This window comes from Variovorax guangxiensis (genome assembly GCF_003952165.1).
GTDB classification, from domain to species: Bacteria; Pseudomonadota; Gammaproteobacteria; order Burkholderiales; family Burkholderiaceae_C; genus Variovorax; species Variovorax guangxiensis.
Genome location: NZ_RXFT01000008.1, coordinates 185,556 through 207,468, shown reverse-complemented (window position 1 = coordinate 207,468; position 21,913 = coordinate 185,556). Strand labels below are relative to the sequence as shown.

Annotated in this window: 19 protein-coding genes; 13 read left to right on the top strand and 6 right to left on the bottom strand. The window is 69.2% G+C overall.

The genetic code is table 11. The features are described from left to right. The first annotated feature begins 57 nt into the window (after positions 1–57). The 4 genes from EJP67_RS19895 to metC all read left to right on the top strand — a co-directional run bounded on the left by EJP67_RS19895 (position 58) and on the right by metC (position 4,658). The gene (locus tag EJP67_RS19895; protein WP_126023424.1) at positions 58–651 is read left to right on the top strand and encodes a cysteine dioxygenase family protein; all 594 of its coding nucleotides are present in this window, start codon (positions 58–60) and stop codon (positions 649–651) included. A gap of 87 nt (positions 652–738) precedes the next feature. Further along, positions 739–2,322, top strand: a complete 1,584-nt coding sequence (locus EJP67_RS19890; protein WP_126023423.1) for a rhodanese-like domain-containing protein — start codon at positions 739–741, stop codon at positions 2,320–2,322. A gap of 59 nt (positions 2,323–2,381) precedes the next feature. Further along, the gene (locus tag EJP67_RS19885) at positions 2,382–3,401 is read left to right on the top strand and encodes a Bug family tripartite tricarboxylate transporter substrate binding protein (protein ID WP_126023422.1); all 1,020 of its coding nucleotides are present in this window, start codon (positions 2,382–2,384) and stop codon (positions 3,399–3,401) included. A gap of 45 nt (positions 3,402–3,446) precedes the next feature. After that, complete coding sequence (metC, locus tag EJP67_RS19880) at positions 3,447–4,658, top strand: cystathionine beta-lyase (protein WP_126023421.1); 1,212 nt, start codon at positions 3,447–3,449, stop codon at positions 4,656–4,658. Positions 4,659–4,662: 4 nt separating this feature from the next. Here metC and EJP67_RS19875 read toward each other — a convergent pair whose 3' ends face one another. The 6 genes from EJP67_RS19875 to EJP67_RS19850 form a co-directional block, all read right to left on the bottom strand. Next, positions 4,663–5,184 (bottom strand): lipocalin family protein, encoded by a 522-nt coding sequence (locus EJP67_RS19875; RefSeq protein ID WP_126023420.1) that lies wholly within the window; start codon positions 5,182–5,184, stop codon positions 4,663–4,665. A gap of 163 nt (positions 5,185–5,347) precedes the next feature. Further along, positions 5,348–5,776 carry an SEL1-like repeat protein gene (locus EJP67_RS19870; protein ID WP_126023419.1) on the bottom strand — a complete coding sequence of 143 codons (429 nt, stop codon included), beginning with the start codon at positions 5,774–5,776 and terminating at the stop codon, positions 5,348–5,350. Positions 5,777–5,896: 120 nt separating this feature from the next. Beyond that, positions 5,897–8,062: a TonB-dependent receptor gene (locus EJP67_RS19865; RefSeq protein WP_126023418.1), complete on the bottom strand. Its 2,166-nt coding sequence runs from the start codon at positions 8,060–8,062 to the stop codon at positions 5,897–5,899. A 241-nt stretch (positions 8,063–8,303) separates the two neighbouring features. Continuing rightward, complete coding sequence (locus tag EJP67_RS19860; RefSeq protein WP_126023417.1) at positions 8,304–9,107, bottom strand: class I SAM-dependent methyltransferase; 804 nt, start codon at positions 9,105–9,107, stop codon at positions 8,304–8,306. Positions 9,108–9,233: 126 nt separating this feature from the next. Further along, complete coding sequence (locus EJP67_RS19855) at positions 9,234–9,440, bottom strand: YbdD/YjiX family protein (RefSeq protein ID WP_093058085.1); 207 nt, start codon at positions 9,438–9,440, stop codon at positions 9,234–9,236. A 4-nt stretch (positions 9,441–9,444) separates the two neighbouring features. Further along, positions 9,445–11,520: a carbon starvation CstA family protein gene (locus EJP67_RS19850; RefSeq protein WP_126023416.1), complete on the bottom strand. Its 2,076-nt coding sequence runs from the start codon at positions 11,518–11,520 to the stop codon at positions 9,445–9,447. 219 nt (positions 11,521–11,739) lie between these two features. Between EJP67_RS19850 and EJP67_RS19845 the strand changes: the two genes are divergently transcribed. From EJP67_RS19845 to EJP67_RS19805, 9 genes are all read left to right on the top strand, one after another. Further along, complete coding sequence (locus EJP67_RS19845; RefSeq protein ID WP_126023415.1) at positions 11,740–12,147, top strand: type IV pilin protein; 408 nt, start codon at positions 11,740–11,742, stop codon at positions 12,145–12,147. Beyond that, a complete protein-coding gene (locus EJP67_RS19840) occupies positions 12,141–12,698 on the top strand; it encodes a prepilin-type N-terminal cleavage/methylation domain-containing protein (RefSeq protein WP_126023414.1) in 558 nt (185 codons plus the stop codon). Before EJP67_RS19845 ends, EJP67_RS19840 begins: the two co-directional genes overlap by 7 nt. Further along, on the top strand, positions 12,695–13,840 hold the full coding sequence (locus tag EJP67_RS19835) for a PilW family protein (RefSeq protein WP_126023413.1): 1,146 nt from the start codon (positions 12,695–12,697) through the stop codon (positions 13,838–13,840). The genes EJP67_RS19840 and EJP67_RS19835 overlap by 4 nt, the downstream gene beginning before the upstream one ends. Then, complete coding sequence (locus tag EJP67_RS19830) at positions 13,837–14,409, top strand: hypothetical protein (RefSeq protein ID WP_126023412.1); 573 nt, start codon at positions 13,837–13,839, stop codon at positions 14,407–14,409. The genes EJP67_RS19835 and EJP67_RS19830 overlap by 4 nt, the downstream gene beginning before the upstream one ends. 43 nt (positions 14,410–14,452) lie before the next feature. Further along, entirely contained in the window at positions 14,453–17,533 is a 3,081-nt protein-coding gene (locus EJP67_RS19825; protein WP_126023411.1) for a pilus assembly protein, read from the top strand. A 20-nt stretch (positions 17,534–17,553) separates the two neighbouring features. Next, entirely contained in the window at positions 17,554–18,069 is a 516-nt protein-coding gene (locus EJP67_RS19820) for a GspH/FimT family pseudopilin (protein ID WP_126023410.1), read from the top strand. Between the two features lie 144 nt (positions 18,070–18,213). Beyond that, positions 18,214–19,038 (top strand): DUF6502 family protein, encoded by an 825-nt coding sequence (locus tag EJP67_RS19815; protein WP_126023409.1) that lies wholly within the window; start codon positions 18,214–18,216, stop codon positions 19,036–19,038. Beyond that, positions 19,035–20,402, top strand: a complete 1,368-nt coding sequence (locus tag EJP67_RS34135; RefSeq protein WP_126023408.1) for a DUF5666 domain-containing protein — start codon at positions 19,035–19,037, stop codon at positions 20,400–20,402. Before EJP67_RS19815 ends, EJP67_RS34135 begins: the two co-directional genes overlap by 4 nt. 85 nt (positions 20,403–20,487) lie before the next feature. Next, the gene (locus tag EJP67_RS19805; RefSeq protein ID WP_126023407.1) at positions 20,488–21,780 is read left to right on the top strand and encodes an FAD-dependent oxidoreductase; all 1,293 of its coding nucleotides are present in this window, start codon (positions 20,488–20,490) and stop codon (positions 21,778–21,780) included. The last annotated feature ends 133 nt before the right edge of the window (positions 21,781–21,913 follow it).

Below are 21,913 nucleotides of genomic sequence, written 5' to 3'. Positions count from 1 at the left end.
CCCCCGTCACTACAGTGGACGCACATCGAACAGGCAACCCCACTGGAGAAAGACCGAATGAGCAGCACCCCGTCCGAGCAACGCAGCCAGGCCGTCGAGGCGTCCATCGCCACCATGAAGAAGGCCATCGGCGGCGGCGAGCCCACCCGCGAGAAGCTCGCCGTGGTGCTCGACGCGCTGCAGGGCCTGGCCACGCACACCGAATACTGGGGCGCTGCCGACTTTCCCCCACCAGAGGCCGGCGAGCACCAGGCCCGCTACCTGATCGCCGAAGACGCCGACCAGAGCTACGCGCTCTACCTGAACGTGATGCGCCCGGGCAAGAAGATCGTGCCGCACAACCACACCACCTGGGCCTGCATCGCGGCGGTGGAAGGCACCGAGCACAACCGCGTCTACGAGCGCACCGACGACGGCAGCGTGCCGGGCGTGGGCAAGCTGAAGCAGACCGAGCTGGTGGTCGTGGCGCCGGGCAAGGGCATCGCGCTGATGCCCGAGGACATCCACTCGGTGGAGATCCAGGGCGAGCAGGTGATCCGCCACTTGCACATGTACGGCCGCGCGCTCGAAACGCTGAACAGCCGCACCGCCTACGACCTGGAAGCCGGCACGTACCAGACCATGGGCATCGGCGTGCAGACGCGCCGCTAGCCACTCTTCCTTTCACCCTTTCCCGTTCTTCATGCGGGCCGCACTGGCGGCCTCGCAGGGCTTCATTCGTCCTAACGACTCGCTCTCATGACTCTCTTCATCGACCCGAAGACCCTCAAATCCTGGCTGCACGACGGCGGCGAGATCGCGCTGCTCGACGTGCGCGAGCACGGCCAGTACGGCGAAGCCCACCTGTTCTACGGCATTCCCCTGCCCTTCAGCCGGCTGGAGATCGACGCACCGCGCCTCGTGCCGCGGCGCGGCGTGCGCACGGTGGTCTACGACGAGGGCGACGGCGGCGAGGTCGCCGAGCGCGCCGCGGCACGGCTCGCCGCGCTGGGCTACACCGACGTGCACGTGCTGCAGGGCGGCGCCCGCGCATGGAAGGCCGCGGGCTACGTGCTCTTCGCGGGCGTCAACCTACCTTCGAAGACCTTCGGCGAACTGGCCGAGGAGGTCTATCACACGCCGCGCGTCAGCGCCGACCAGCTGGCCGACATGCTGGCGCGCAAGGACAAGGTGGTGGTGCTCGACGGCCGCCCCACCGGCGAGTTCCGCAAGATGAACATCCCCGGCGCCACCTGCTGCCCCAACGGCGAGCTCGCCTACCGCGTGCGCCGGCTGGTGCCCGACACCACCACGCCCATCGTCATCAACTGCGCGGGCCGCACGCGCAGCATCATCGGCGCGCAGACGCTCATCAACCTCGGGCTGCCCAACCCGGTGTATGCACTGGAGAACGGCACGCAGGGCTGGTACCTCAACGACCACAAGCTGGAGCACGGCGGCACGCAGCGCTATGCCGACGACAGCGGCAACACCGACCTGCGCCCCGCCGCCAAGGCGCTCGCAGCGCGCTTCGACGTTCCCAGCGTGAACGCGCAGACGGTGCGCCAATGGGCCGACGACGCGAGCCGCAGCCTCTTCCTCTGCGACGTGCGCACGCCGGAGGAATTCGCAGCCGGCAGCCTGCCCGGCGCGCAGCACACGCCCGGCGGCCAGCTGATGCAGGCCGGCGACCAGTATTTCGGCGTGCGCGGCGCGCGGCTGGTGCTGTTCGACAGCGACGGCGTTCGCGCGCCCACCATCGCGAGCTGGCTGCGGCAGATGGGGCACGACGCGAGCGTGCTCGAAGGCGGGCTGGCGAGCGGGCTGGCTCTCACGCCGGCTGAGGCGCCTGCCGCACCCGCGCTCGACACCATCGATGCGAAGACGCTCGCAGCGCGCATCGAGCGCGACGACGTGGCCGTGATCGACCTGCGCGGCAGCATGCAGTTTCGCGCCGGCCATATCGCGCAGGCGCGCTGGTCGATCCGCCCGCGCCTCGCCGCCGACCTCAAAGGCGAGCCCCGCCAGCTCGTGCTGGTTGCCGACGACGCGGCGCTCGCCGCATGGGCAGCCTCCTGCGAACTCGCCGGCGTCTCGCCCGCCCCGCTGCTGCTGTCCGGCGGCATGGCCGCCTGGAGCGCCGCAGGCCTGCCCGTGAAGGCCACGCCCGCGCTGCCCGCCGACGCGGACTGCATCGACTACCTGTTCTTCGTGCACGACCGCCACGACGGCAACAAGGAGGCCGCGCGCCGCTACCTCGCCTGGGAGACCGGCCTCGTCGCGCAGCTCGACGCGCAGGAGCGCGCGGCCTTCCGGCTGCCGGGCACCGCATCGCACGCCTGAGCCCTCATCGGTCCCGCTTTCTGTTCGTCCTTGTCAGTTCCTATTCCAGGAGTTCCGTCATGTCGTTCGCCAGCCGCATCCCGCACATCGCCCATATCGCCAGACTTGCCGCCGCAGCCGCCTGGCTCGCGGCGCTCGCACTCCAGCCAGCCACCGCCGAGCCGATGGCGCCGCGCAACGGCTTCCCGTCGCAGCCGGTGAAGTTCATCTCGCCCTTCCCGCCGGGCGGCGGCAACGACGCGACGGCGCGACTGGTCACCACCAAGCTGCCGGAGATCATGGGACAGGCCGCCCTGGTCGACAACCGCGGCGGCGCGGGCGGCAACATCGGCGCCAAGGCGGTGGCCGACGCCAAGCCCGACGGCTACACCGTGCTCACTTCGCAGGTGTCGATCATGGCCGTGAACCCCTCGCTGTATGCCTCGCCGGGCTTCGACCCGATCAAGAACTTCGTGCCCATCACGCAGATCAACGCCGCGCCGCTCGCGCTGGTGGTGGAGGCCAACTCGCCCCTCAAGAGCTTCGCCGACCTCGCCGCCAAGGCCAAGGCAAGCCCCGGCAAAGTGACTTACGCGACGCCGGGCAACGGCACGCTGTCGCACCTGGTGGGCGTGGTGCTCGCCAAGGACAACGGCGTGGAGATGACGCACGTGCCCTACAAGGGCGCCGGGCCGGCACTGACCGACCTGATCGGCGGACAGGTCGACGTGATGGTGACATCCACCGCGTCGGTGGCGGGCATGGTGCAAGGCGGCAAGCTGCGCGTGCTGGCCGTGACCAGCCCGCGCCGCATCGGCGTGTTCGCCAAGGTGCCCACGCTGGAAGAGCTGGGCTATGCCGGCGCGCGCTTCGAGGACTGGTATGGCTTCTTCGCCCCCGCCGGCACGCCGCCGGAGCGCGTGGCCTTCCTCAACGAAGCCATCGTGCGCACCCTGCGCCTGCCCGAGGTGACAAAGCTCGTCACCGACGGCGGCAGCGAAGTGGTGGCCAGCACGCCCGATGCTTTTGCTGCGCAGCTGAAGCAGGACATTGAGCGCTGGTCGCGCATCGTCAAGCTTTCGGGTGCGCGCGCCGACTGATTGAAGCAACATAGCGGCCCAGATTCGCCTTTCCAGCAGAACACGATGCCCGACTCGCACCACGCTTCCTCCGGCCTGACGCTGGACACCCGCCTCACCCGCACCGGCAAGTCCCCGTCCCATGCCGGAGGCGTGCCCGTCAACACGCCGCTGGTGCGCGCCAGCACCGTGCTCTTCGACAGCGTGGGCGCCATGCGCGACGCTCGCGCGCGGCGCGACGAGGAGCGCATCTTCAGCTACGGCGCGCGCGGCACGCCCACCACCTTCGCGCTGGAAGACGCGGTGAGCGAGCTCGAAGGCGCCTGGCGCACGCGGCTTTTCCCGACCGGCCTCGCGGCCATCGGCATGGTGCTGCTGTCGTACCTGAAGCCGGGCGACCACGTGCTGATGTCCGACAGCGTGTACGAGCCCACGCGCAACCTCGTGCATTCCTTCCTGGAGCCCTACGGCATCCGCAGCACCTTCTTCGCGGCGGACGGCAGCGGCATCGAGGAACTGTTCGAGCCGAACACGCGGCTGGTGTACGCCGAATGCCCCGGCTCGCTGGTCTATGAGATGTGCGACCTGCCGAAGCTGGCCGAGCTGGCGCATGCACGCGGTGCGCTGCTCGCGGCCGACAACACCTGGGGCTCCGGCGTCCAGTACCGCCCGCTCGCGCTGGGCGCCGACATCTCGACGATGGCCGCGACCAAGTACCTCTCAGGCCACTCCGACGTGATGATGGGCACCGTCGCCACCACCGAGGCCGCATGGCGCCCGCTCAACGAACGCTGCGACGCCTTCGGCATGACCGTGAGCCCCGACGATGCATGGCTGGTGCTGCGCGGCATGCGCACCCTCTCGGCGCGGCTGCAGATGCACGAGCGGCATGCGCTGGAAGTGGCGCACTGGCTGCAGGAGCGGCCCGAAGTGGCGACCGTGTTCTGCCCCGCGCTGCCGCAGCATCCGGGGCACGAGATCTGGAAGCGCGATTGCAGCGGCACGAACGGGCTGCTGTCGATCGAGCTGCGGCCGGGCGTCGGGAACGCGGCGGTCGAGCGTTTCGTCGATGCGCTCAGGCTCTTCGGCCGCGGCTCCTCATGGGGCGGCTACGAGAGCCTCGTCGCCTGGACCAACATGCGCGCCGCGCGCAGCGTGACCGACTGGTGCGGGCGCGGCGCGGTGGTGCGGCTGCATGTCGGGCTGGAATCGCCGCAGGACCTGACGGCGGACCTGGCGCGCGGCTTCGAGGCGATGGCCTCTGCCAGCGGCGCCTGAATGGCTACTGCTTCGCGGCGCCGGCCTGTTCCTCGGGCCAGCGCTGGGGCACGCGGCGCAGGTTCTCGACCGAATACCCCAGCCCTTTGAGGTGCGCGACCGCCGCCTCGTAGGCCGGCTCGGGAATGCTCGGCGTGCGCGCCATGATCCACGCGTAGTCGCGCTTGCTGCGGCCGATGATCGTCAGGCCGTAGTCCTTGTCGACGTCGACGATCACGTACTCCGCCTTCACCGGCCACACGAACTGCATGCCCCACACCGCGTTGCCGGTGCCGGGCACCACGCGGCCCACCGGGTTCATGGTCTTGAGCGGGCCGTCGAAGCCGCCTTCGCGGTAGCGGAAGCGGGTGTCGATGCGGCCGTCGGGCTGCAGCGTGTACGACTCCACTGCGTTGAAGGCATCGCGTTCCGGCCGCGTCGGGATGTTGCCGATCACGTACCAGTCGCCCATGAAGCGCTGCAGGTCGACCTGCTTCGCCGTCGGGATGGTGGGCGGCGACACCGCGCACCCGGTAACCAGGAGCATCGCCGCCACGCCTGCCGCGATGAGAAGAGCCGGGCCGGCCAATGGGTGTTTCGGGTGTCGCTTCATCTTGCTCGTGCCTCCGATGGAAGAGCCCCAGCCTAGCGACCTCCCCGGCAGGCCTGCGTCGGACGGCGCCTTCGCCCATGATCGGGCGCCCGGCCCTTCAGCCGCAGGCGCGGCGCCCGTCGGGCGAACTGCGCAGGCGGTTCAGGAAGGTCAGCTGCACCTTCGCCGTCTCGCTGCCCTGCACCGCCGCGCGGCGCATCCATTCGCCGGCCTCGCAGCGGTCGGCCTTCACGGCGGTGCCGTAGAGCGCGGGGCCGGTCATCAGCACCATCCCGAGCATCTCCTGCGCCTCGGCGTGGCCGTCCGTGGCGGCATCGCGCAGGTGCTGGAGCATGGCGCGGTAGTCGCGAGCGGCCTGGGCCTCCAGCGCAAGCTGGAAGCGCTGCTCGGCCTGCAGGTCGATGTCCGCGCCCGAAGGACGCGCCGCGCTGATCGCGGCCGCCAGCATCAGCGCGCCCGAGAGCACCACACGCAGGCGCAGCGAGAGGCCGGTCATCCGGCCGAGGTCGAGTTGTTCGGTTGGCATCGATGGGCTCCACGGACGTTGTTGTCGTGGAGGCATCGTCGCGCCGCGGCGCCGAACGGAAAAGCTGGAATTCGCGCAGGCGGGCTCAGCCGCAGACTGAGCCCGCAACCGCATCCGGGATCAGAACTTCGCGGTCAGCATCACCTGCAGTTCGCGCCCCGGGCCCGGCATGATCAGGTTGTCCACGCTGCCGTGCGCCGACACGTAGTACTTGCGGTTGGTGATGTTCTTCAGGTTCGCCGAGATCTCGTAGCGCCCGGTCTTGTAGCTCGCGGCCAGGTCGGCCGTGACGTACGAGGGCAGCGTGACGAGGTTGCTCAGCGACGCGTAGCGCGAGGCCACGTAGTTGACGCCGCCGCCGGCGCTCAGGCCGTTGCCCAGGTCCTTCATGAGCCACACGAAGGCCGAGTGCCGCGGCGTGAGCGGCGCGATCTTGCCCTGCACCGGCATCGCCGGGCCGATCGGCAACTGCAGCGAGCTCACCGTGGCCAGCGACCTGGTCATGCGCCCGTCGAGATACGCGTAGCCCGCGCTGATGTCCCAGCGGCCCGGCAGCTTGCCGGCCAGCGCCAGCTCCATGCCGTTGGTGCGCTGCGTGCCGACGTTGATCTGCCGCGCGGGGTTGGCCGGGTCGGTGTTCTTGATGCCCGAGCGCTCCAGGTTGAACAGCGCCGCGGTGACATTGAGCGCGCCGTCGAGGAAGTCGAGCTTGGCGCCGATCTCCTTGTTCACCGTGATCTCGGGGTCGTTGGCGGTGTTGCTGGCCGACAGCGCGAAGGTCTCGGCCGAAGGCTGGAACGAGCGGCTGTACGACACGTAGTACGACTGGGTTTCGCTCGGCTGCCAGACCAGGCCCGCGCGCGGGCTGAACTTGCGGTCGGTGCGAGACAGCGGCGCGAGCGTGCGCTCGAAGGAGGTGTCCTGCCCGAACACGTCGTAGCGGCCACCCACCAGCGCCTTCCACTGCGGTGCCAGCGTGATCTGGTTCTGCGCATAGAGCGCGGCAGTCTTGAACGTGGAGTTGCTCGGAATCGCGCTGGCGGCCGTGTAGCTCGAAAGCGGCAGCGGCGCCGGCACGGCCACCGGGTTCAGGATGCTCACGCGCTCGTAGCCGGTGGCCGAACTCACCGAGTACAGGCGCTTGTCCTGCTGGCCGAACTCCGCGCCGATCAGCCATTCCTGCCTGAAGCCGCCGAGCTCGTTGCGCCAGGTCAGGTCGGTCTGGTTGAACCAGCCGCTCTCGTCGCGGTCGACGAAGCCGCGCGTGCGGCCGACCGTGAGGCGCACCGGGTCGGTGGTGCCGCTGGGCAGGGTGTTGAAGCGGTCCAGCTTGTAGCTGTAGTAGCGCGTGGTGTTGCGCAGGGTCAGCGCATCGCTGAAGCGGTGGTTGAGCGTGGCGGTGAACGACTGCACCTTGGTCGTGGTGGTGTCGTCGCGCTTCGCGAACGCCGAGCCGTAGTAGGTGCCGATGGGCACGTTCACGGGGCGGCCGTTGAGCGCCGGGATGCCGAAGTCGGTGAGGCGCTGGTCGTGGGCGTTGGTGTACTGCAGCAGCAGGTCCGTCTGCGGGCTGAACTTGATGGCCAGCGAAGGCGCGATGTTGTAGCGGTCGATGAACTGCTGGTCGCGGTAGCTGCCCGACTTCTCTCGCGCCACGTTGAGGCGGAAGGCCATGTTCTCGCCGATGGGCGTGTTGAGGTCTGCGGTGGCGCGCTTGAAGTCGTGCGAGCCCAGGCCGAGCGACACCTCGCCGAAGGGGCGCTCGAAGATCGGCTTCTTGGTCACGCGGTTGACGAGGCCGCCCGACGAGCCGCGGCCGTACAGCACGGCCGCCGGCCCCTTGAGCACTTCGATGCGCTCGGTGTCCGACAGGTCGCGGAAGTACAGCGCGTCGTCGCGCACGCCGTCGACGAACCAGTCGGCAATGGCGGTGAAGCCGCGGATCACCACCTGGTCGCGCTGGCCGTCGCCCGCGTTGAACGACACGCCGGGCGCGTTGCGCAGCGCGTCCTGCATCGAGGTCGCGCCCTGGTCGCGCAGCAGTTGCGCCGGCAGCACGTTGACGGCCTGCGGAATGTCGCGCAGCGGCGCGCTGCCCTTGGTGGCCGTGCTGCCGACGGAAGGCGCGTAGCCGACATCCTGTTCGGAAGTGACGGTCACCTCCTTGAGCGTGGCGTCGGAGCCCTGGGCCTGGGCCGCGCAATGGGCAGCGGCCAGGGCGGCGACGATCAGGGACGGATTGCGCAGGCGAAGCTGAAGGCGCGGCGCGCGAGAACGGACGGACATGGCAGGAATTCCCTCAAGGCGATTTGTTTTTGAAATCGCGAAGCGCCACGCCGGCGCCTCCATCGCTTCGACGGAGAAACCGTGTGTGCCCTGCCTTGAACGAATCTGGGTTGGGTGCCCTCGCCGGCCCGCACCGGCGCGGTGGCCGGGGCTTCGGACGAGGGATCGCGTCGCGCGACCCGCGAATTCTAAATAAGTGCAACCGCGTTCCGGGCCGGCTCTCCGGCCGCCGCTGCGGCGCTCAGCGCGCGCGGGCCCGCGTCAGCAGGTAGCTCTGGTGCACCACGTTGTCGGCGTAGTAAGGCTCGGCGAGCGCATCGAACTCGGCCCGCAGCGCCGCCAGCTTCTGCGGGTCTTCGGCAAGGCCTTCGACCAGCTTGCGCATCGGGCCGACCGAACGCTCAAGGAACAGGCGGAAGTGCCCCAGGCTCAGGGCCGGAAAGTGCATGGTGCCGCGGCCGAAGAACGGCGCGTCGAAGTGCTGGCCCAGGCGCTCCGTGACGATGGCCGGGTTGCCCCATTGAGGTGGCGGCGACGCGCCGGCCGGTGGCGGCGGCGAGTTGCGCCCGATGAAGGCGAACATGCGCCCCACGAAGTGCTCGGGCGGCCAGGTGGCGAAGGCGATGCGCCCACCGGGCTTCAGCACGCGGCGCATCTCGGCCACGGCCACTTCGGGGCGCGGCGCGAACATGTGGCCGAACTGGCTGAGCACGACGTCGAAGGAGGCGTCGGCATACGGCAGGTTCTCGGCGTCGCCTTCGGTCCAGGCGATGTCGCCGTGCCCGGAGATGCCGGCGTTCTCGCGCGCGGCCTCGATCAGTTCGGGCGTCAGGTCGAGCCCCGTGACACGTGCGCCGCGGCGCGCCGCCGTGACGGCCACCACGCCGGTGCCGGTGCCCACGTCCAGCACGGTCTCGCCTTCCGCAACCTGCGCGAACCTGACGAGATGACCGGCCACCGGCGTCGTGAACATGGCGGTCGGCGCGAAGGTCGACCACATCTCGCGCTGCCGGCTCTTGAACTCTGCAAAGGGATCCAGGGACATATCACCCTCCATTCCAGCCACGGGGCTGCGGACATGGAGGGGACTCTAGGCCCGGGGAATGGGCCCGTCCATCCCGCTGGACGGGGCTTCGATCGGAAAGAGCTGTAACGCAATTCCGCGCCAGGCTCAGCAGCAGCGCCCCTTGCCCGCCCCGTAGCGCGCCTCCAGCCGCTCGCGGAAGAAGGCCTCGTAGCTCATCGGCGGCCGGTCGGGATGGGTGGCCGCCATGTGCGTGAGGTAGGCGTCGTAGTCGGGCAGTCCGACCATGAGCCGCAGCGACTGCTTGAGCGAACGCGCGAAGTAGCGCCCGGCTTCCGGCAATGCGAGGCCCATGGCTTCAGTGGGCCGCCGTCGCGGCGGCGGTACCCATCGGCTCGAACGGGGTCTCCTGCGCGGTCGGCCGGTTGGCCGCGCGCGCAGCGATGCAGGCCTTGATGCTGTAGACCAGCACGCTCAGCACCACGAAGATGAAAAGCGCGCACAGCGCGGCGTCGAGGCGGTCGTTGAAGACGATGCGCGACATGGCCTCCGGCGTCTTGGCCGGCGCCACCAGCACGCCGTTGGCAATGCCCTCGGTGTACTTGGCCGCGTGCGAGAGGAATCCGATCTTCGGGTCGGCCGAGAAGATCTTCTGCCAGCCCGCGGTGAGCGTGCACGCCAGCAGCCACGCGGCCGGCGCGATGGCCACCCACGCATAGCGCTCGCGCTTCATGCGGAAGAGCACCACCACGCCCAGCATCAGCGCGACGGCGGCGAGCATCTGGTTGGAGATGCCGAACAGCGGCCACAGCGTGTTGATGCCGCCCAGCGGATCGACCACGCCCTGGTACAGGAAGTAGCCCCAGGCCGCCACGCACAGCGCGGTGGCGACGAGGTTGGCCGGCAGCGAGTCGGTGCGCTTGAGCGCGGGCACGAAGCTGCCCAGCAGGTCCTGCAGCATGAAGCGGCCAGCGCGGGTGCCGGCGTCCACGGCCGTGAGGATGAAGAGCGCCTCGAACAGGATCGCGAAGTGGTACCAGAAGGCCATCATGGCCTGCCCGCCGATCGCCTGGTGAAGGATGTGGGCCATGCCCACGGCCAGCGTCGGCGCGCCGCCGGTGCGACCGAGGATGGTGGTCTCGCCCACGTCCCTGGCGGTCTGCAGCAGCATCTCGGGCGTGATCACGAAGCCCCAGCCCGACACCGTGGCCGCCACCTGCTGCGCGGTGGTGCCGACCAGCGCGCCGGGGCTGTTCATCGCGAAGTAGATGCCGGGCTCGATGCACGAGGCCGCCACCAGCGCCATCACCGCGACGAAGGACTCGGCCAGCATGCCGCCGTAGCCGATGAAGCGCGCATGGCGTTCGTTGTCGAGCATCTTGGGCGTGGTGCCCGAGGAGATGAGCGCGTGGAAGCCCGAGACGGCGCCGCAGGCGATGGTGATGAACAGGAACGGGAACAGGCTGCCCGACCACACCGGGCCGTTGCCCTGCGCGAACTGCGTGACGGCAGGCATCTGCAGCGTGGGCATCACGAACACGATGCCGATGGCCAGCGCGATGATGGTGCCGATCTTCAGGAAGGTCGAAAGGTAGTCGCGCGGCGCGAGCAGCAGCCACACCGGCAGGCTGGCGGCGACGAAGCCGTAGCCCACCAGCATCCAGGTCAGCGCCTTGCCGTCGAAGGTGAAGAGCGGCGCCCATTCCGGGTTCTGGCTCACGGCCTGGCCGCCGAAGATGGCCAGCATCAGCAGCACGAAGCCGATCACCGACACCTCGCCGATGCGCCCCGGGCGGATGTAGCGCAGGTACACGCCCATGAAGAGCGCCACCGGAATCGTCGCGGCCACCGTGAAGGTGCCCCACGGCGATTCGGCCAGCGCCTTCACCACGATCAGCGCCAGCACCGCGAGGATGATGATCATGATCATGAAGGTGCCGAACAGCGCGATCATGCCGGGCACGGGGCCCATCTCCTGCTTGACGAGGTCGCCCAGCGAGCGGCCGTCGCGCCGCGTTGAGATGAACAGCACGATGAAGTCCTGCACCGCGCCGGCGAACACCACGCCGGCCAGCACCCACAGCAGGCCGGGCAGGTAGCCCATCTGCGCTGCCAGCACCGGCCCCACCAGCGGGCCCGCGCCCGCGATGGCCGCGAAGTGGTGGCCGAACAGCACGTTCTTGTCGGTCGGCACGTAGTCCAGGCCGTCGTTGTGGCGGTGCGCCGGCGTCTTGCGGTTGCCGTCCAGGCCTAGCACCTTGTCGGCGATGAAGAGGCTGTAGTAGCGGTAGGCGATCAGGTAGGTGCAGATCGCGGCGGCCACCACCCAGAGGGCGTTGACGCTTTCGCCGCGGGTCAGGGCCACGGTGGCGAGCGCGAACGCGCCGACCACGGCCACGACCAGCCACACCAGATGGCGGCGGATGCTGTGCATGCGGATGTCTCCTTGGGATTGAACCCGGGGAGTTTTGCCGGGCCCAGGCGCCGACGCATCCGTCGCACCGCGCGGAGCATGCGCGTGGCTTTGCGTAATGGAAAACCCTGGATTCCGCCGTGGCGGACACCGCACACCGGAGCTTCCAGGCCCTTGCATTTCCCTCAGATGTGATAAATTCACATAATTAACAATGTGAAACATTCCTTCCGAGCCACGATGAACCAGCATTCGCAGGCACGCAGACGCAGCAGCGGCTTCACATTGATCGAGGTCATGATCACGGTCGCGATCGTGGCCATCCTGGCTTCGATCGCCCTGCCGAGCTATCAGCAGTACATCATTCGCTCGAAGCGCTCGGCGGCCCAGGCGCAGATGATGGACATCGCCAACCGGCAGCAGCAGTACCTCATCGCCAACCGCGTCTACGCCGACAAGGCGGCGCTCACCGCCAGCGGCTACAGCCTGCCGTCGGAGGTTTCGGCGAACTACAGCTACGACGTCACCCTCTCGACTTCCGGCGCGCCGGGCTACACGCTCACCTTCAGACCGACGGGCGCGCAACAGGGCGACGGCGATCTCACCCTCACCAGCGAAGGCGTGAAGTCGCCGTCCGGCAAATGGTGAAAAGCCGCCCCCTGCGCCGCCAGCGCGGCACGACGCTGATCGAAGTGCTGGTCACGCTGCTCGTCGTGGCTTTCGGGCTGTTCGGCCTCGTCGGCCTCCAGGCCCGCATGCAGGCCTCCGAGATGGAGTCGTACCAGCGCTCGCAGGCGCTGATCCTGCTGAACGACATGGCCAGCCGCATCGCCATCAACCGCCGCACCGCGGCCAGCTACGTCACCAGCGCACCGCTGGGCGCCGACGCCGCCTGCCCCACCGCCACCGGCACGCGGCAGCAGGTGGACGCCAAGGAGTGGTGCGACGCACTGCAGGGCGCCGCCGAGGTCTCCGGCGGCAGCAAGCTCGGCACCGTGATCGGCGGGCGCGGCTGCGTGGAGGACATGGGCAACAACGAGTACCTGGTCACCGTCGCCTGGCAGGGGCTGGGGCCGATCTCGGCGCCGCCGGCCGGCGTGGCCTGCGGCAAGGGCCAGTACGACAGCGGCACCACGTGTACCGACGACAAGTGCCGCCGCGCCGTGACCACGCTGGTGCGCATCGGATCGCTCTCATGAGCCGCCCGCGCGCCTTGCAGCACGTCCGGCATGCCCAGCGCGGCCTGACGCTGATCGAGCTGATGGTGGCCATCACCATCACGCTCATCGTGGTGGCCGCGCTGCTCGCGCTCTTCCTCAACGTGAACAACTCCCAGCGCGAACTGGAGCGGGTCAACCGGCAGATAGAAAGCGGCCGCCTCAGCGTCTTCGTGCTCGAGAACGAGCTCTCCCATGCCGGCTTCTGGGAGAACTACATGCCCGAGTTCGACGACCTCACCGTCACCGGCGCTCCCACGCACGTGCCCACCGGCGCCCTGCCCGACCCGTGCCTGCCCTACTCCGCCGCGAACTGGACCGACGACTACAAGCGCCAGCTGCTCGACCTGCCGGTGCAGACCTACGACAGCGTCCCCGCCAGCTGCACCGACCTGCTGAAGAACAAGAAGGCCGGCACCGACATCGTCGTGGTGCGCCACGCCGAGACCTGCCTGCCAGGCACGCCCAACTGCGAGGCAGACACCAGCGGCGCTATGTATTTCCAGTCGTCGCTGTGCGGCACGCAGAAGCCCTCCTCGTTCGACCTGTCGACCGCCGGCTTCGGCAACATGTTCCAGAAGGACTGCACCACCCCCTCGCCCAAGCGCAAGCTCGTCGCCGACATCTACTACGTGCGCGACTACGCCGACACCGTGGGCGACGGCATTCCAACGCTGGCGCGCTCGCGCTTCGACTTCGTGGGCGGCACGCTGGCGCAGCAGCCGCCCACGCCGCTGATCGAAGGCGTCGAGGGCTTCCGCGTCGAACTCGGCCTCGACACGCTGAGCAAGACCGGCGCCGCAGTCGACTACACCACGGCCATCGCCTGGGCCGACCCGGCAAACAAGTCCACGCCGGCCAACCGGGGCGACGGCAGCCCCGACGGCAACTTCGTGCACTGCACCACCAGCCCCGCCTGCACCGCCGACCAGCTCGTCAACGTGGTGGCCGTCAAGCTCTTCGTGCTGGCGCGCAGCTCCGAGGCCTCGCCCGGCCACACCGACACGCGCACCTACCAGCTCGGCGGCGCCACGCTCGGGCCTTTCAACGACCACTACAAGCGCCACGCGTTCTCCACCTCCGTGCGCCTGAGCAACGTCACCGGCCGAAGGGAGACGCCATGAACACCAGCGTGCCGTTCGCCCGCGGCGCCGGCCAGCGCGGCGCCGCCCTGCTCATCGGAATGATCATGCTGCTGCTGATCACCCTGGTGGTCACCGCGGCCTTCAACCTGAGCAATGCCAACCTCAAGGCAGTGGGCAACCTGCAGACGCGCAACGAGGCGGTGGCCGCCGCCAACCGCGCGATCGAGGAAGTCGCCTCCAGCCTGCTCGTGCCCGGCAGCGACGGCAGCCCCACGCTCGCGCCGCCACAGCAGACCGTGAGCATGGTCGACATCGACAACGACGGCATCACCGACTACAGGGTGGACGTCGCTCCCCCCGTTTGCGTGCGCGCCACCAAGGCACTCGACACCGGCAGCGGCGGCAGCACCGGCCCGGGCGGCGTCACCGGCGGCGCATCGAGCAGCGGCTCGGGGCTCTCGACGCTGCCCGACCAATACAACTCCGTGTGGGACATCAGCACCACGGTCACCGACGCCCGCAACGGCAACGGCGCCACCACCTCCGTGCGCCAGGGCGTGCGCGCCCTGCTCAACAAGGCGCAGTTCGAAGCGTTCTGCGCCTCCTAGGCATGCCATTTCAAGACAACCCGACGACGAACAGGCCCGCACCATGATCCGGAAACTTCTCGCTTCGCTGTGGACGGCCGCCGCGCTCGCCGCGTTGACGGCAATGCCGGCGGGCCCGGCCCACGCCGAGGACATCGACCTCTTCGTGGGCTACAACCCCAGCGCGGCGCAGGCGCCGAACGTGCTGTTCGTGCTGGACAACACGGCCAACTGGAACCAGCCCTTCACCGACGAGATGACCGCGCTCGCCTCGGCCTTCAGAAGCCTGCAGGCCAACAAATTCAAGGTGGGCCTGATGATGTTCACCGAGACCGGCCAGGGCAATTCCAACGCCGACGGCGGCTATGTGCGCGCCGCGGTGCGCATGCTGGACGACGGCACCAAGATCAAGTACAGCGCGCTCATCAGCAGCCTCGACAAGCTCGGCGACAAGTCCAACGGCGGCAAGGCCGGCAAGACCATGGCCGAGGTCTACCGCTACCTGGCCAGCGGCACGCCGATTGCCGGCAACGGCAAGGTCAAGGCCGACTACAGCGGCAACGTCAACGGCACGCAGGCCTCGAAGGACATCTACGCGCTCACGCGCAACGCGCTCAGCGGCTTCTCCGCAACCACCTACGTCGGCCCGAGCACCGAGAACTGCACCGGCACCTTCGTCATCTACATCAGCAACGGCGCGGCGCAGGACAACACCAGCGACAGCCAGATCTCCAACGCCGCCCTGCGCGCCGCGGGCGGCGACACCACGCAGATCACCCTGAGCCCCAGCGGCTCGCAGGACAACACGGCCGACGAATGGTCGCGCTTCCTGCAGACCAGCATGGGCGTGAAGGTCTACACCATCGAGGCCGCCAAGGCGACCGGCGGCCAGGGCCCGGGCTGGACCTCGCTGCTCAGGAGCATGGCGACCCAGAGCAAGGGCGAGTACTACGACATCTCGGGCAATCCCGACCTGGGCAGCGCGCTCGGCGCGGCGCTGGACGACATCTTCAGCAAGATCCAGTCGGTCAACAGCGTGTTCTCCTCGGTGAGCCTGCCGGTGAGCGTGAACACCCAGGGCACCTACCTGAACCAGGTGTTCGTGGGCATGTTCCGCCCCGACCAGGACGCCTTTCCGCGCTGGAACGGCAACCTCAAGCAATACAAGCTCGGGCTGGACAGCAACAACCAGCTGATCCTGCAGGACGCGGTGGGCAACAACGCTCTCAACAACCAGACTGGATTCGTGGCGCCCTGTGCCCGCAGCTTCTGGACACCCGCGCCCAGCGACACCGACGCCTACTGGAGCTTCCGGCCTTCCGGCGACTGCATCGGCAAGGAGGCTGCCGACAGCCCCGACGGCAACGTGGTGGAAAAGGGCGCGCAAGGCTACATGCTGCGCCGCCTCGCCGTGGCCAACCGCAACATGAAGACCTGCGCGCCGGGCAGCTGCACGGCCCTCACCGCCTTCGCCGACGGCAACGCCGCCATCACCAAGGCCGCGCTGGGTGTCACCGCCGACACCGACCGCACCGCGCTCATCAACTGGGCGCGCGGCCTCGACGACAAGGGCGACGAGCGGCTTGACGCACAGGGCAACCCCGTCACCTCCACCTCGATGCGACCTTCGGTACATGGCGACGTGGTGCACTCGCGGCCGGTGGCCATCAACTACGGCACCGACACCACGCCGCAGGTAGTGGTGTTCTACGGCGGCAACGACGGCGTGCTGCGCGCCGTCAACGGCAACCGCACCGCGGCCATCGGGTCGGCCGCGGCCGGCGACGAGCTCTGGTCGTTCATGCCGCCGGAGTTCTACGGCAGCATCAAGCGGCTTTACGACAACAGCACGCGTATCAACTTCCCCCTCCTGCCGGTTACCTCGAGTTCCGTGGCGCCCAAGCCTTACGGCATGGATGGCCCAGTGTCTGCCTACCGCAAGGACAGCACCACCTGGCTCTACGCGAGCATGCGTCGCGGCGGCCGGCTGATCTATTCCTTCGACGTCTCCTCCCCCGCTTCGCCCACCCTGAAATGGCGCAAGGGCTGCCCCAACCAGGGCGATGACACCGGCTGCGACACCGGCTTCGAGGGCATCGGCCAGACTTGGTCGGCCCCCAAGGTGATGCGCGCCAGCGGCTACGGCGGCGGCAATAGCCCATTGCTGATCTTCGGCGGCGGCTACGACAAATGCGAGGACGTCGATGCCAGCACCTCCAGCCAGGCCTGCGGCACCGGCGCGAAGGGCAGCGGCATCTACGTGCTCGATGCCAACACCGGCGCGCGCCTGCAGATGTTTGCCACCCCGCGCCCCGTGGTCGGCGAAGTCACCGTGGTCACCGACTCCCTGGGCATCGCCCGCATCGCCTACGCGGCGGACCTGGGCGGCAACGTCTATCGCATCGTCCTCGACAGCGGGGCGCCATCGGCCTGGAGCATGACGCAGATCGCCTCGCTCGGCTGCGACACCGTGATCACCTGCACGCCCAACCGCAAGTTCATGTTCGCCCCCGACGTGGTGGAGGACAACGGCGCCTTCGTCATCCTGCTCGGCTCGGGCGACCGCGAGAAGCCGCTGCGCTACTACAACGTCGCGCTCGGCGTGGCCAACCGCTTCTACATGCTGGTCGACAAGCCCACCGACGGCACCTGGCTGAGCAGCGAAACCAGCCGCTGCGGCACCGGCAACGGGCTGCTGTGCCAGGCTTCGCTGCAGCCGATCACCGACAACTCCACGCCGACCTCCTCCGACCTTGCCACCAAGAAGGGCTGGTATCTCGCCCTCGCCGCCGGCGAGCAGGTGGTGACCAGCTCGGTCACCGCCTACGGCGTCACCACCTTCAACACCCACACGCCGAGCAACCCGAACACGCAGATGTGCCGCGCAGACCTCGGCACAGCGCGTGTCTACAACGTGTCGTACGTCAACGCCGCACCCCAGGGCCCCGGCGGCCGCTTCCAAAACGTAACGGGCGGTGGCCTTGCGCCATCACCCTCGGTTTTCCGCGTCCAGGACGACAACGGCAGCATGCGCGACGTGGTGATCGGCGCCAACCCCGACTCCTTCCTGAGCCCCAAGGGCACCTCGCCCAAGGCCGCGTTCAAGCAGCCCAAGGGCCGGGTCTACTGGTTCATCCAGAAGTGAGCCCCTGGAGCACCGGCAGCATGCGCAACCGCCCCCGCACCGCCCGCGCGCGTGGCTTCACGCTGATCGAGCTGATGGTCACCGTGGCCGTGCTGGTGGTGCTCGTCGCCATCGCCGTGCCTTCGTTCGACGGCATCCGGCTTTCCATGCGCCTGAGCAACTACGCCACCTCGCTGGTGGCGGGCAGCCAGCTCGCCCGCAGCGAGGCCATCAAGCGCAACGCGCCGGTCACCCTCTGCGCCTCGGCCAACGGCAGCAGCTGCAGCACCAACGGCCAGTGGGAAGCCGGCTGGATCGTGCTCAGCGGCACGCAGGTGCTGCGCGCGGAAAGCGCCGCGGCCACGGGCTACCTGCTGCGGGAAGCGGGCGGCGCGAGCGCCATCGTGTTCCAGGCCACCGGCGTGGGCGCCAGCCAGAGCCGGATCACCATCTGCCGCAGCACCCCGAGCGCCAACCAGTCGCGCGCCGTGAGCATCAGCGCCACCGGGCGCACCAACATCACGAGGTCGAACGACGGTACCTGCACCGCGACCTAGCCGCCCTCCGCATACCCCGGAAAGGCCATCTTCGCGGACGAACGACAATAGCCAGCTGCGAAGGAGCCCGGACGGCGGCCCGGCCCCCTTCTCCATCCTTCCTCTTGTCCCGCACGCACAGAACCAGGAGCAACGACCGCATTCATGGAACACCGGCTGGATTGGGCCCTTGCCGCCTGCGCTCGCATCCTTCGTCCGGTGGTCCGGCTGGCGCTCGCCATGGGCGTCAAGCACCCCCACCTCGAAGAGCTGCTGCGCGACCTGCTCATCGAGGAGGCGCAGCGCTCCTGGCGCCAGCAGGGCGTGAAGCGGCCCAACCTCAGCCAGATCTCGGTCACCACCGGCCTGAACCGCAAGGCCGTCACCGCCAAGGTCCGAGCCACCGTCGATCCCCTGCCCCACACCGAACTCTCGGCCGCCGCCAAGACCTTCACGCTCTGGCTGCAGATGACGGTCGAGAACGAGGACCTGCGCCGCATTCCGGTCACCACCGAGGACGAGGCGCCCTCCTTCGAGCGCGTGGCCCGGCTGGCCAGCCGCGGCAACATCCACCATCGCACCATCCTGGATGAGCTGGTGCGCCTGAACATGGTCGCGGAAGGCAACGGCACCGCCGAGCTCATGGCCGACGGCTTCGTGCCGGTCGAAGACCTGCAGTCGATGCTCGCCTTCCTGGGCGACAACGGCCGCGACCACCTGCTGGCCGCCGTCTCCAACACCCTGGGCGAAACGCCCCGCATGCTGGAGCGCTCGGTGTACGCGCGCGGCCTCACGCTGGAAGATTGCGAGAAAATCCAGCTTCTCGCGCGCGAGCGCTGGACCGCCCTGCACCACGAACTGGCCCGCGAGATGACCGAGGCCGTCGATCGCGCGCCCGCCGACAGCAAGGCCCGCATCCGCGTCGGCATCTATACCTATTACGAAGACGACGAAGCCGCGCAGAAGAAGAGCGGGCCGCCCTCACGATGAACACGATCCTTACCCTCCCGCGTTCCTTCCGGCTCGCGCAGCGCCTCCTTCGCGGCCTGCTGCTTGCGGGCGGCATGGCCATGCTTCTTTCCTGCGGAGGCGGCGGCGGTGGCGCAGGCAGCGCGTCCGGCCTGGGCGTTGCAGGCGTATCCGGCTCTGGCACCACCACGGAAACGGGCGGCGGCGGTGGCGGCGACAGCGGCGCCTCCGGCGGGTCCAGCGGCAATGCAGGCAGCGGCGGCGACGGCACCAGCACCGCGGGCAACACCAACGGCGACGGCTCCGGCGTGGGTTCCGGCGGCACCGGCGTGAGCGCGGACGCGGCCGGCATCGGCGCGGCGGACGGCCTGGGCAGCATCATCCTCAACGGCCTGCGCTACAACACCGACAGCGCCGCCTTCAGCCTCGAAGACACCAGCGAACTGCAGATCGGCATGAGCGCGCGCGTCGCCGGCAAGGTCGACGCCGACTTCACCAGCGGCGTCGCCACGCAGGTCGTCTCGGCCGCCGAGCTGCGCGGCGCCGTCTCCGCCATCAACCTCGCGGACGGCAGCTTCACCGTCATGGGCAGCCGCGTGACCACCGACACCGCCACCGTCTGGGGCGACGCCAGCGGCCCGGCCGACCTGCGCGACGGCGCGGTGATCCAGGTCTGGGGCCTGCCCGCCTCGCCGGGCACGCTGCGCGCCACGCGCGTGCACATCACGCCCGCCTCCGCCGAGCCGCTGGCGACCGGCACCGTGCAGAACCTCGACCTTGTCGGCCGGCAGTTCACGCTCGGCCTGCTCACCGTCGACTTCGGCCCCGGCGTCGACACCGCCAGCCTGGCCGAAGGCGCCATCGTCCGCGTGCGCGGCACCGTGGCGCCGGTGGCAGGCCGCTTCACCGCCACCACGGTGAAGGGCTGGTACGCCATCCCCACCGCCGACGGCATCGCGCTGCAGCTCGCGGGCGTCGCCACCGACTTCGCCTCGCTCGGCGACTTCCGCGTGCTCGGCAACAAGGTCGACGCGCGCAACGCGCAGATCACCGGCGGCCCGGCCGGCTCCATCGGCAACGGCGTCAAGGTCGAGGTCGACGGCTTCCTCTCCGGGCAGGTGCTGGTGGCCAAGAAGCTGCGCATCCGCTACGTGCCCGGCACGGGCGGGCCGGCCTCGTTCACGGTGATCGGCCCGGTCTCCGGCTACCAGTCGCGTTCCGACTTCATCGTGCGCGGCCAACACGTGAACGCCGGTGACTCCGCTACCATCTTCGAAAACGGCACCCCCGCGGACCTGGGCAACGGCAAGCGCGTGACAGTCGTCGGAGACCGCGTGGTCGACGGCGTGCTCATCGCCCAGCGCGTCACCTTCGCGCAGCCCTGAGCCGGGCTGGGCCCGGTACACCGGGCGGCGCCGTGCAACACAGGCCACGTCGTCCGCGGCGCGACCGGATCGATCGATCGGAGCCATGGAAACGCCAACAGCCCAAGCGAGCGCATCCCCGACGCCACGCTGCTGCATCGCAGGTGGTGGCCCTGCCGGCATGGTTCTGGGCCTGCTGCTGGCCCGTGCCGGCGTGCCGGTGGTCGTGCTGGAGAAGCATCTCGACTTCCTGCGCGACTTCCGCGGCGACACAGTGCACCCGTCCACGCTCGAAATCCTGCACGAGCTGGGACTGCTCGACGCCTTCCTGCAGCGCCCCCACGACCGCGTGGACGAGCTGCGCGCCAGCTACGAGGGCCGCGCCGTGCCGGTGGCCGACTTCACCCACCTGCCCTCGCACAGCAAGTTTCTCGTGCTGATGCCGCAGTGGGAGTTCCTGGACTTCATGTACGACGAGGCCCGGCGCTACCCTGGCTTCGAGCTGTGGACCGACGCCGAGGCCATCGGCCTGCTGCAGGAAAAAGGCCGCGTCAACGGCGTGAAGGTGCGTCGCGACCGCCGCGCCGGCCAGCCGCGCGAGGTCGAGCTGCATGCTTCGCTCGTGGTGGCCGCCGACGGCCGGCATTCCGCGCTGCGCGATGCGGCGGCGCTGCCGCACATCAGCTACGGCGCGCCCATCGACGTACTGTGGATGGCCGTTCCGAGGCTGGCCAGCGACCCCGACGCCACCGCTGGCCACATCGCAGGCGGCCACATCCTGGTGACGCTGAACCGTGGCGACTACTGGCAATGCGCCTTCGTCATCCCCAAGGGCGGCCACGATGCGCTGCAGGCGCGGGGCATGACCGCCTTCCACGAAGAAATCGGCCGAATCGCGCCCTTCCTCGCCGAAAGGCTGCCTTCGGCGCTGCCCGACTGGGATTCGGTGAAGCTGCTCGAAGTGACGGTCGACCGGCTCGAAAGCTGGTCGTGCCCTGGCCTGCTGTGCATCGGCGACGCCGCGCATGCGATGTCGCCCGTGGGCGGCGTCGGCATCAACCTCGCCGTGCAGGACGCGGTGGCTGCCGCCAACCTGCTGGCCCCCGCCCTGGCCGGCGAAGCGACAGACAAGGAAATCGACGCCCTGCTGCCCCAGCTGCAGCGCCGCAGGGAGTGGCCGGTGCAAGTCACCCAGGCCGTGCAGCGCTTCATACAGGACCGCGTGCTCATGGCCGTGCTCGACGGCGCGGCTACGGCCAGGCCGGGGCGTCGCCTGCCCTTGCCGCTGCGGCTGCTGGCGCGCTGGCCGCTGCTGCGCCGGCTGCCGGCAAGGGCCGTGGGGCTGGGCGTGCGGCCGGAGCATGTCCGGTCGCCGAATTCGCCGCGCACGCCCCAATGAAAACGGTAATGGAAAACTGGCATTTCGTTACACAGCCGGCGTCCTGAGCTGCCGTCCGGAGGGGCCCGGACAAAGGGCGCTGTTGTAGACTGCCGGGTTTTTCGAAGAGGCGCGTTCAGGCGGATCCAGGAGG

Coding starts and splice junctions, on each gene's coding strand:
- EJP67_RS19895 (WP_126023424.1), top strand. CDS start 58: ATGAGCAGCACCCCGTCCGAGCAACGCAGCCAGGCCGTCGAGGCGTCC.
- EJP67_RS19890 (WP_126023423.1), top strand. CDS start 739: ATGACTCTCTTCATCGACCCGAAGACCCTCAAATCCTGGCTGCACGAC.
- EJP67_RS19885 (WP_126023422.1), top strand. CDS start 2,382: ATGTCGTTCGCCAGCCGCATCCCGCACATCGCCCATATCGCCAGACTT.
- metC (WP_126023421.1), top strand. CDS start 3,447: ATGCCCGACTCGCACCACGCTTCCTCCGGCCTGACGCTGGACACCCGC.
- EJP67_RS19875 (WP_126023420.1), bottom strand. CDS start 5,184: ATGCTCCTGGTTACCGGGTGCGCGGTGTCGCCGCCCACCATCCCGACG.
- EJP67_RS19870 (WP_126023419.1), bottom strand. CDS start 5,776: ATGCCAACCGAACAACTCGACCTCGGCCGGATGACCGGCCTCTCGCTG.
- EJP67_RS19865 (WP_126023418.1), bottom strand. CDS start 8,062: ATGTCCGTCCGTTCTCGCGCGCCGCGCCTTCAGCTTCGCCTGCGCAAT.
- EJP67_RS19860 (WP_126023417.1), bottom strand. CDS start 9,107: ATGTCCCTGGATCCCTTTGCAGAGTTCAAGAGCCGGCAGCGCGAGATG.
- EJP67_RS19855 (WP_093058085.1), bottom strand. CDS start 9,440: ATGGGCCTCGCATTGCCGGAAGCCGGGCGCTACTTCGCGCGTTCGCTC.
- EJP67_RS19850 (WP_126023416.1), bottom strand. CDS start 11,520: ATGCACAGCATCCGCCGCCATCTGGTGTGGCTGGTCGTGGCCGTGGTC.
- EJP67_RS19845 (WP_126023415.1), top strand. CDS start 11,740: ATGAACCAGCATTCGCAGGCACGCAGACGCAGCAGCGGCTTCACATTG.
- EJP67_RS19840 (WP_126023414.1), top strand. CDS start 12,141: ATGGTGAAAAGCCGCCCCCTGCGCCGCCAGCGCGGCACGACGCTGATC.
- EJP67_RS19835 (WP_126023413.1), top strand. CDS start 12,695: ATGAGCCGCCCGCGCGCCTTGCAGCACGTCCGGCATGCCCAGCGCGGC.
- EJP67_RS19830 (WP_126023412.1), top strand. CDS start 13,837: ATGAACACCAGCGTGCCGTTCGCCCGCGGCGCCGGCCAGCGCGGCGCC.
- EJP67_RS19825 (WP_126023411.1), top strand. CDS start 14,453: ATGATCCGGAAACTTCTCGCTTCGCTGTGGACGGCCGCCGCGCTCGCC.
- EJP67_RS19820 (WP_126023410.1), top strand. CDS start 17,554: ATGCGCAACCGCCCCCGCACCGCCCGCGCGCGTGGCTTCACGCTGATC.
- EJP67_RS19815 (WP_126023409.1), top strand. CDS start 18,214: ATGGAACACCGGCTGGATTGGGCCCTTGCCGCCTGCGCTCGCATCCTT.
- EJP67_RS34135 (WP_126023408.1), top strand. CDS start 19,035: ATGAACACGATCCTTACCCTCCCGCGTTCCTTCCGGCTCGCGCAGCGC.
- EJP67_RS19805 (WP_126023407.1), top strand. CDS start 20,488: ATGGAAACGCCAACAGCCCAAGCGAGCGCATCCCCGACGCCACGCTGC.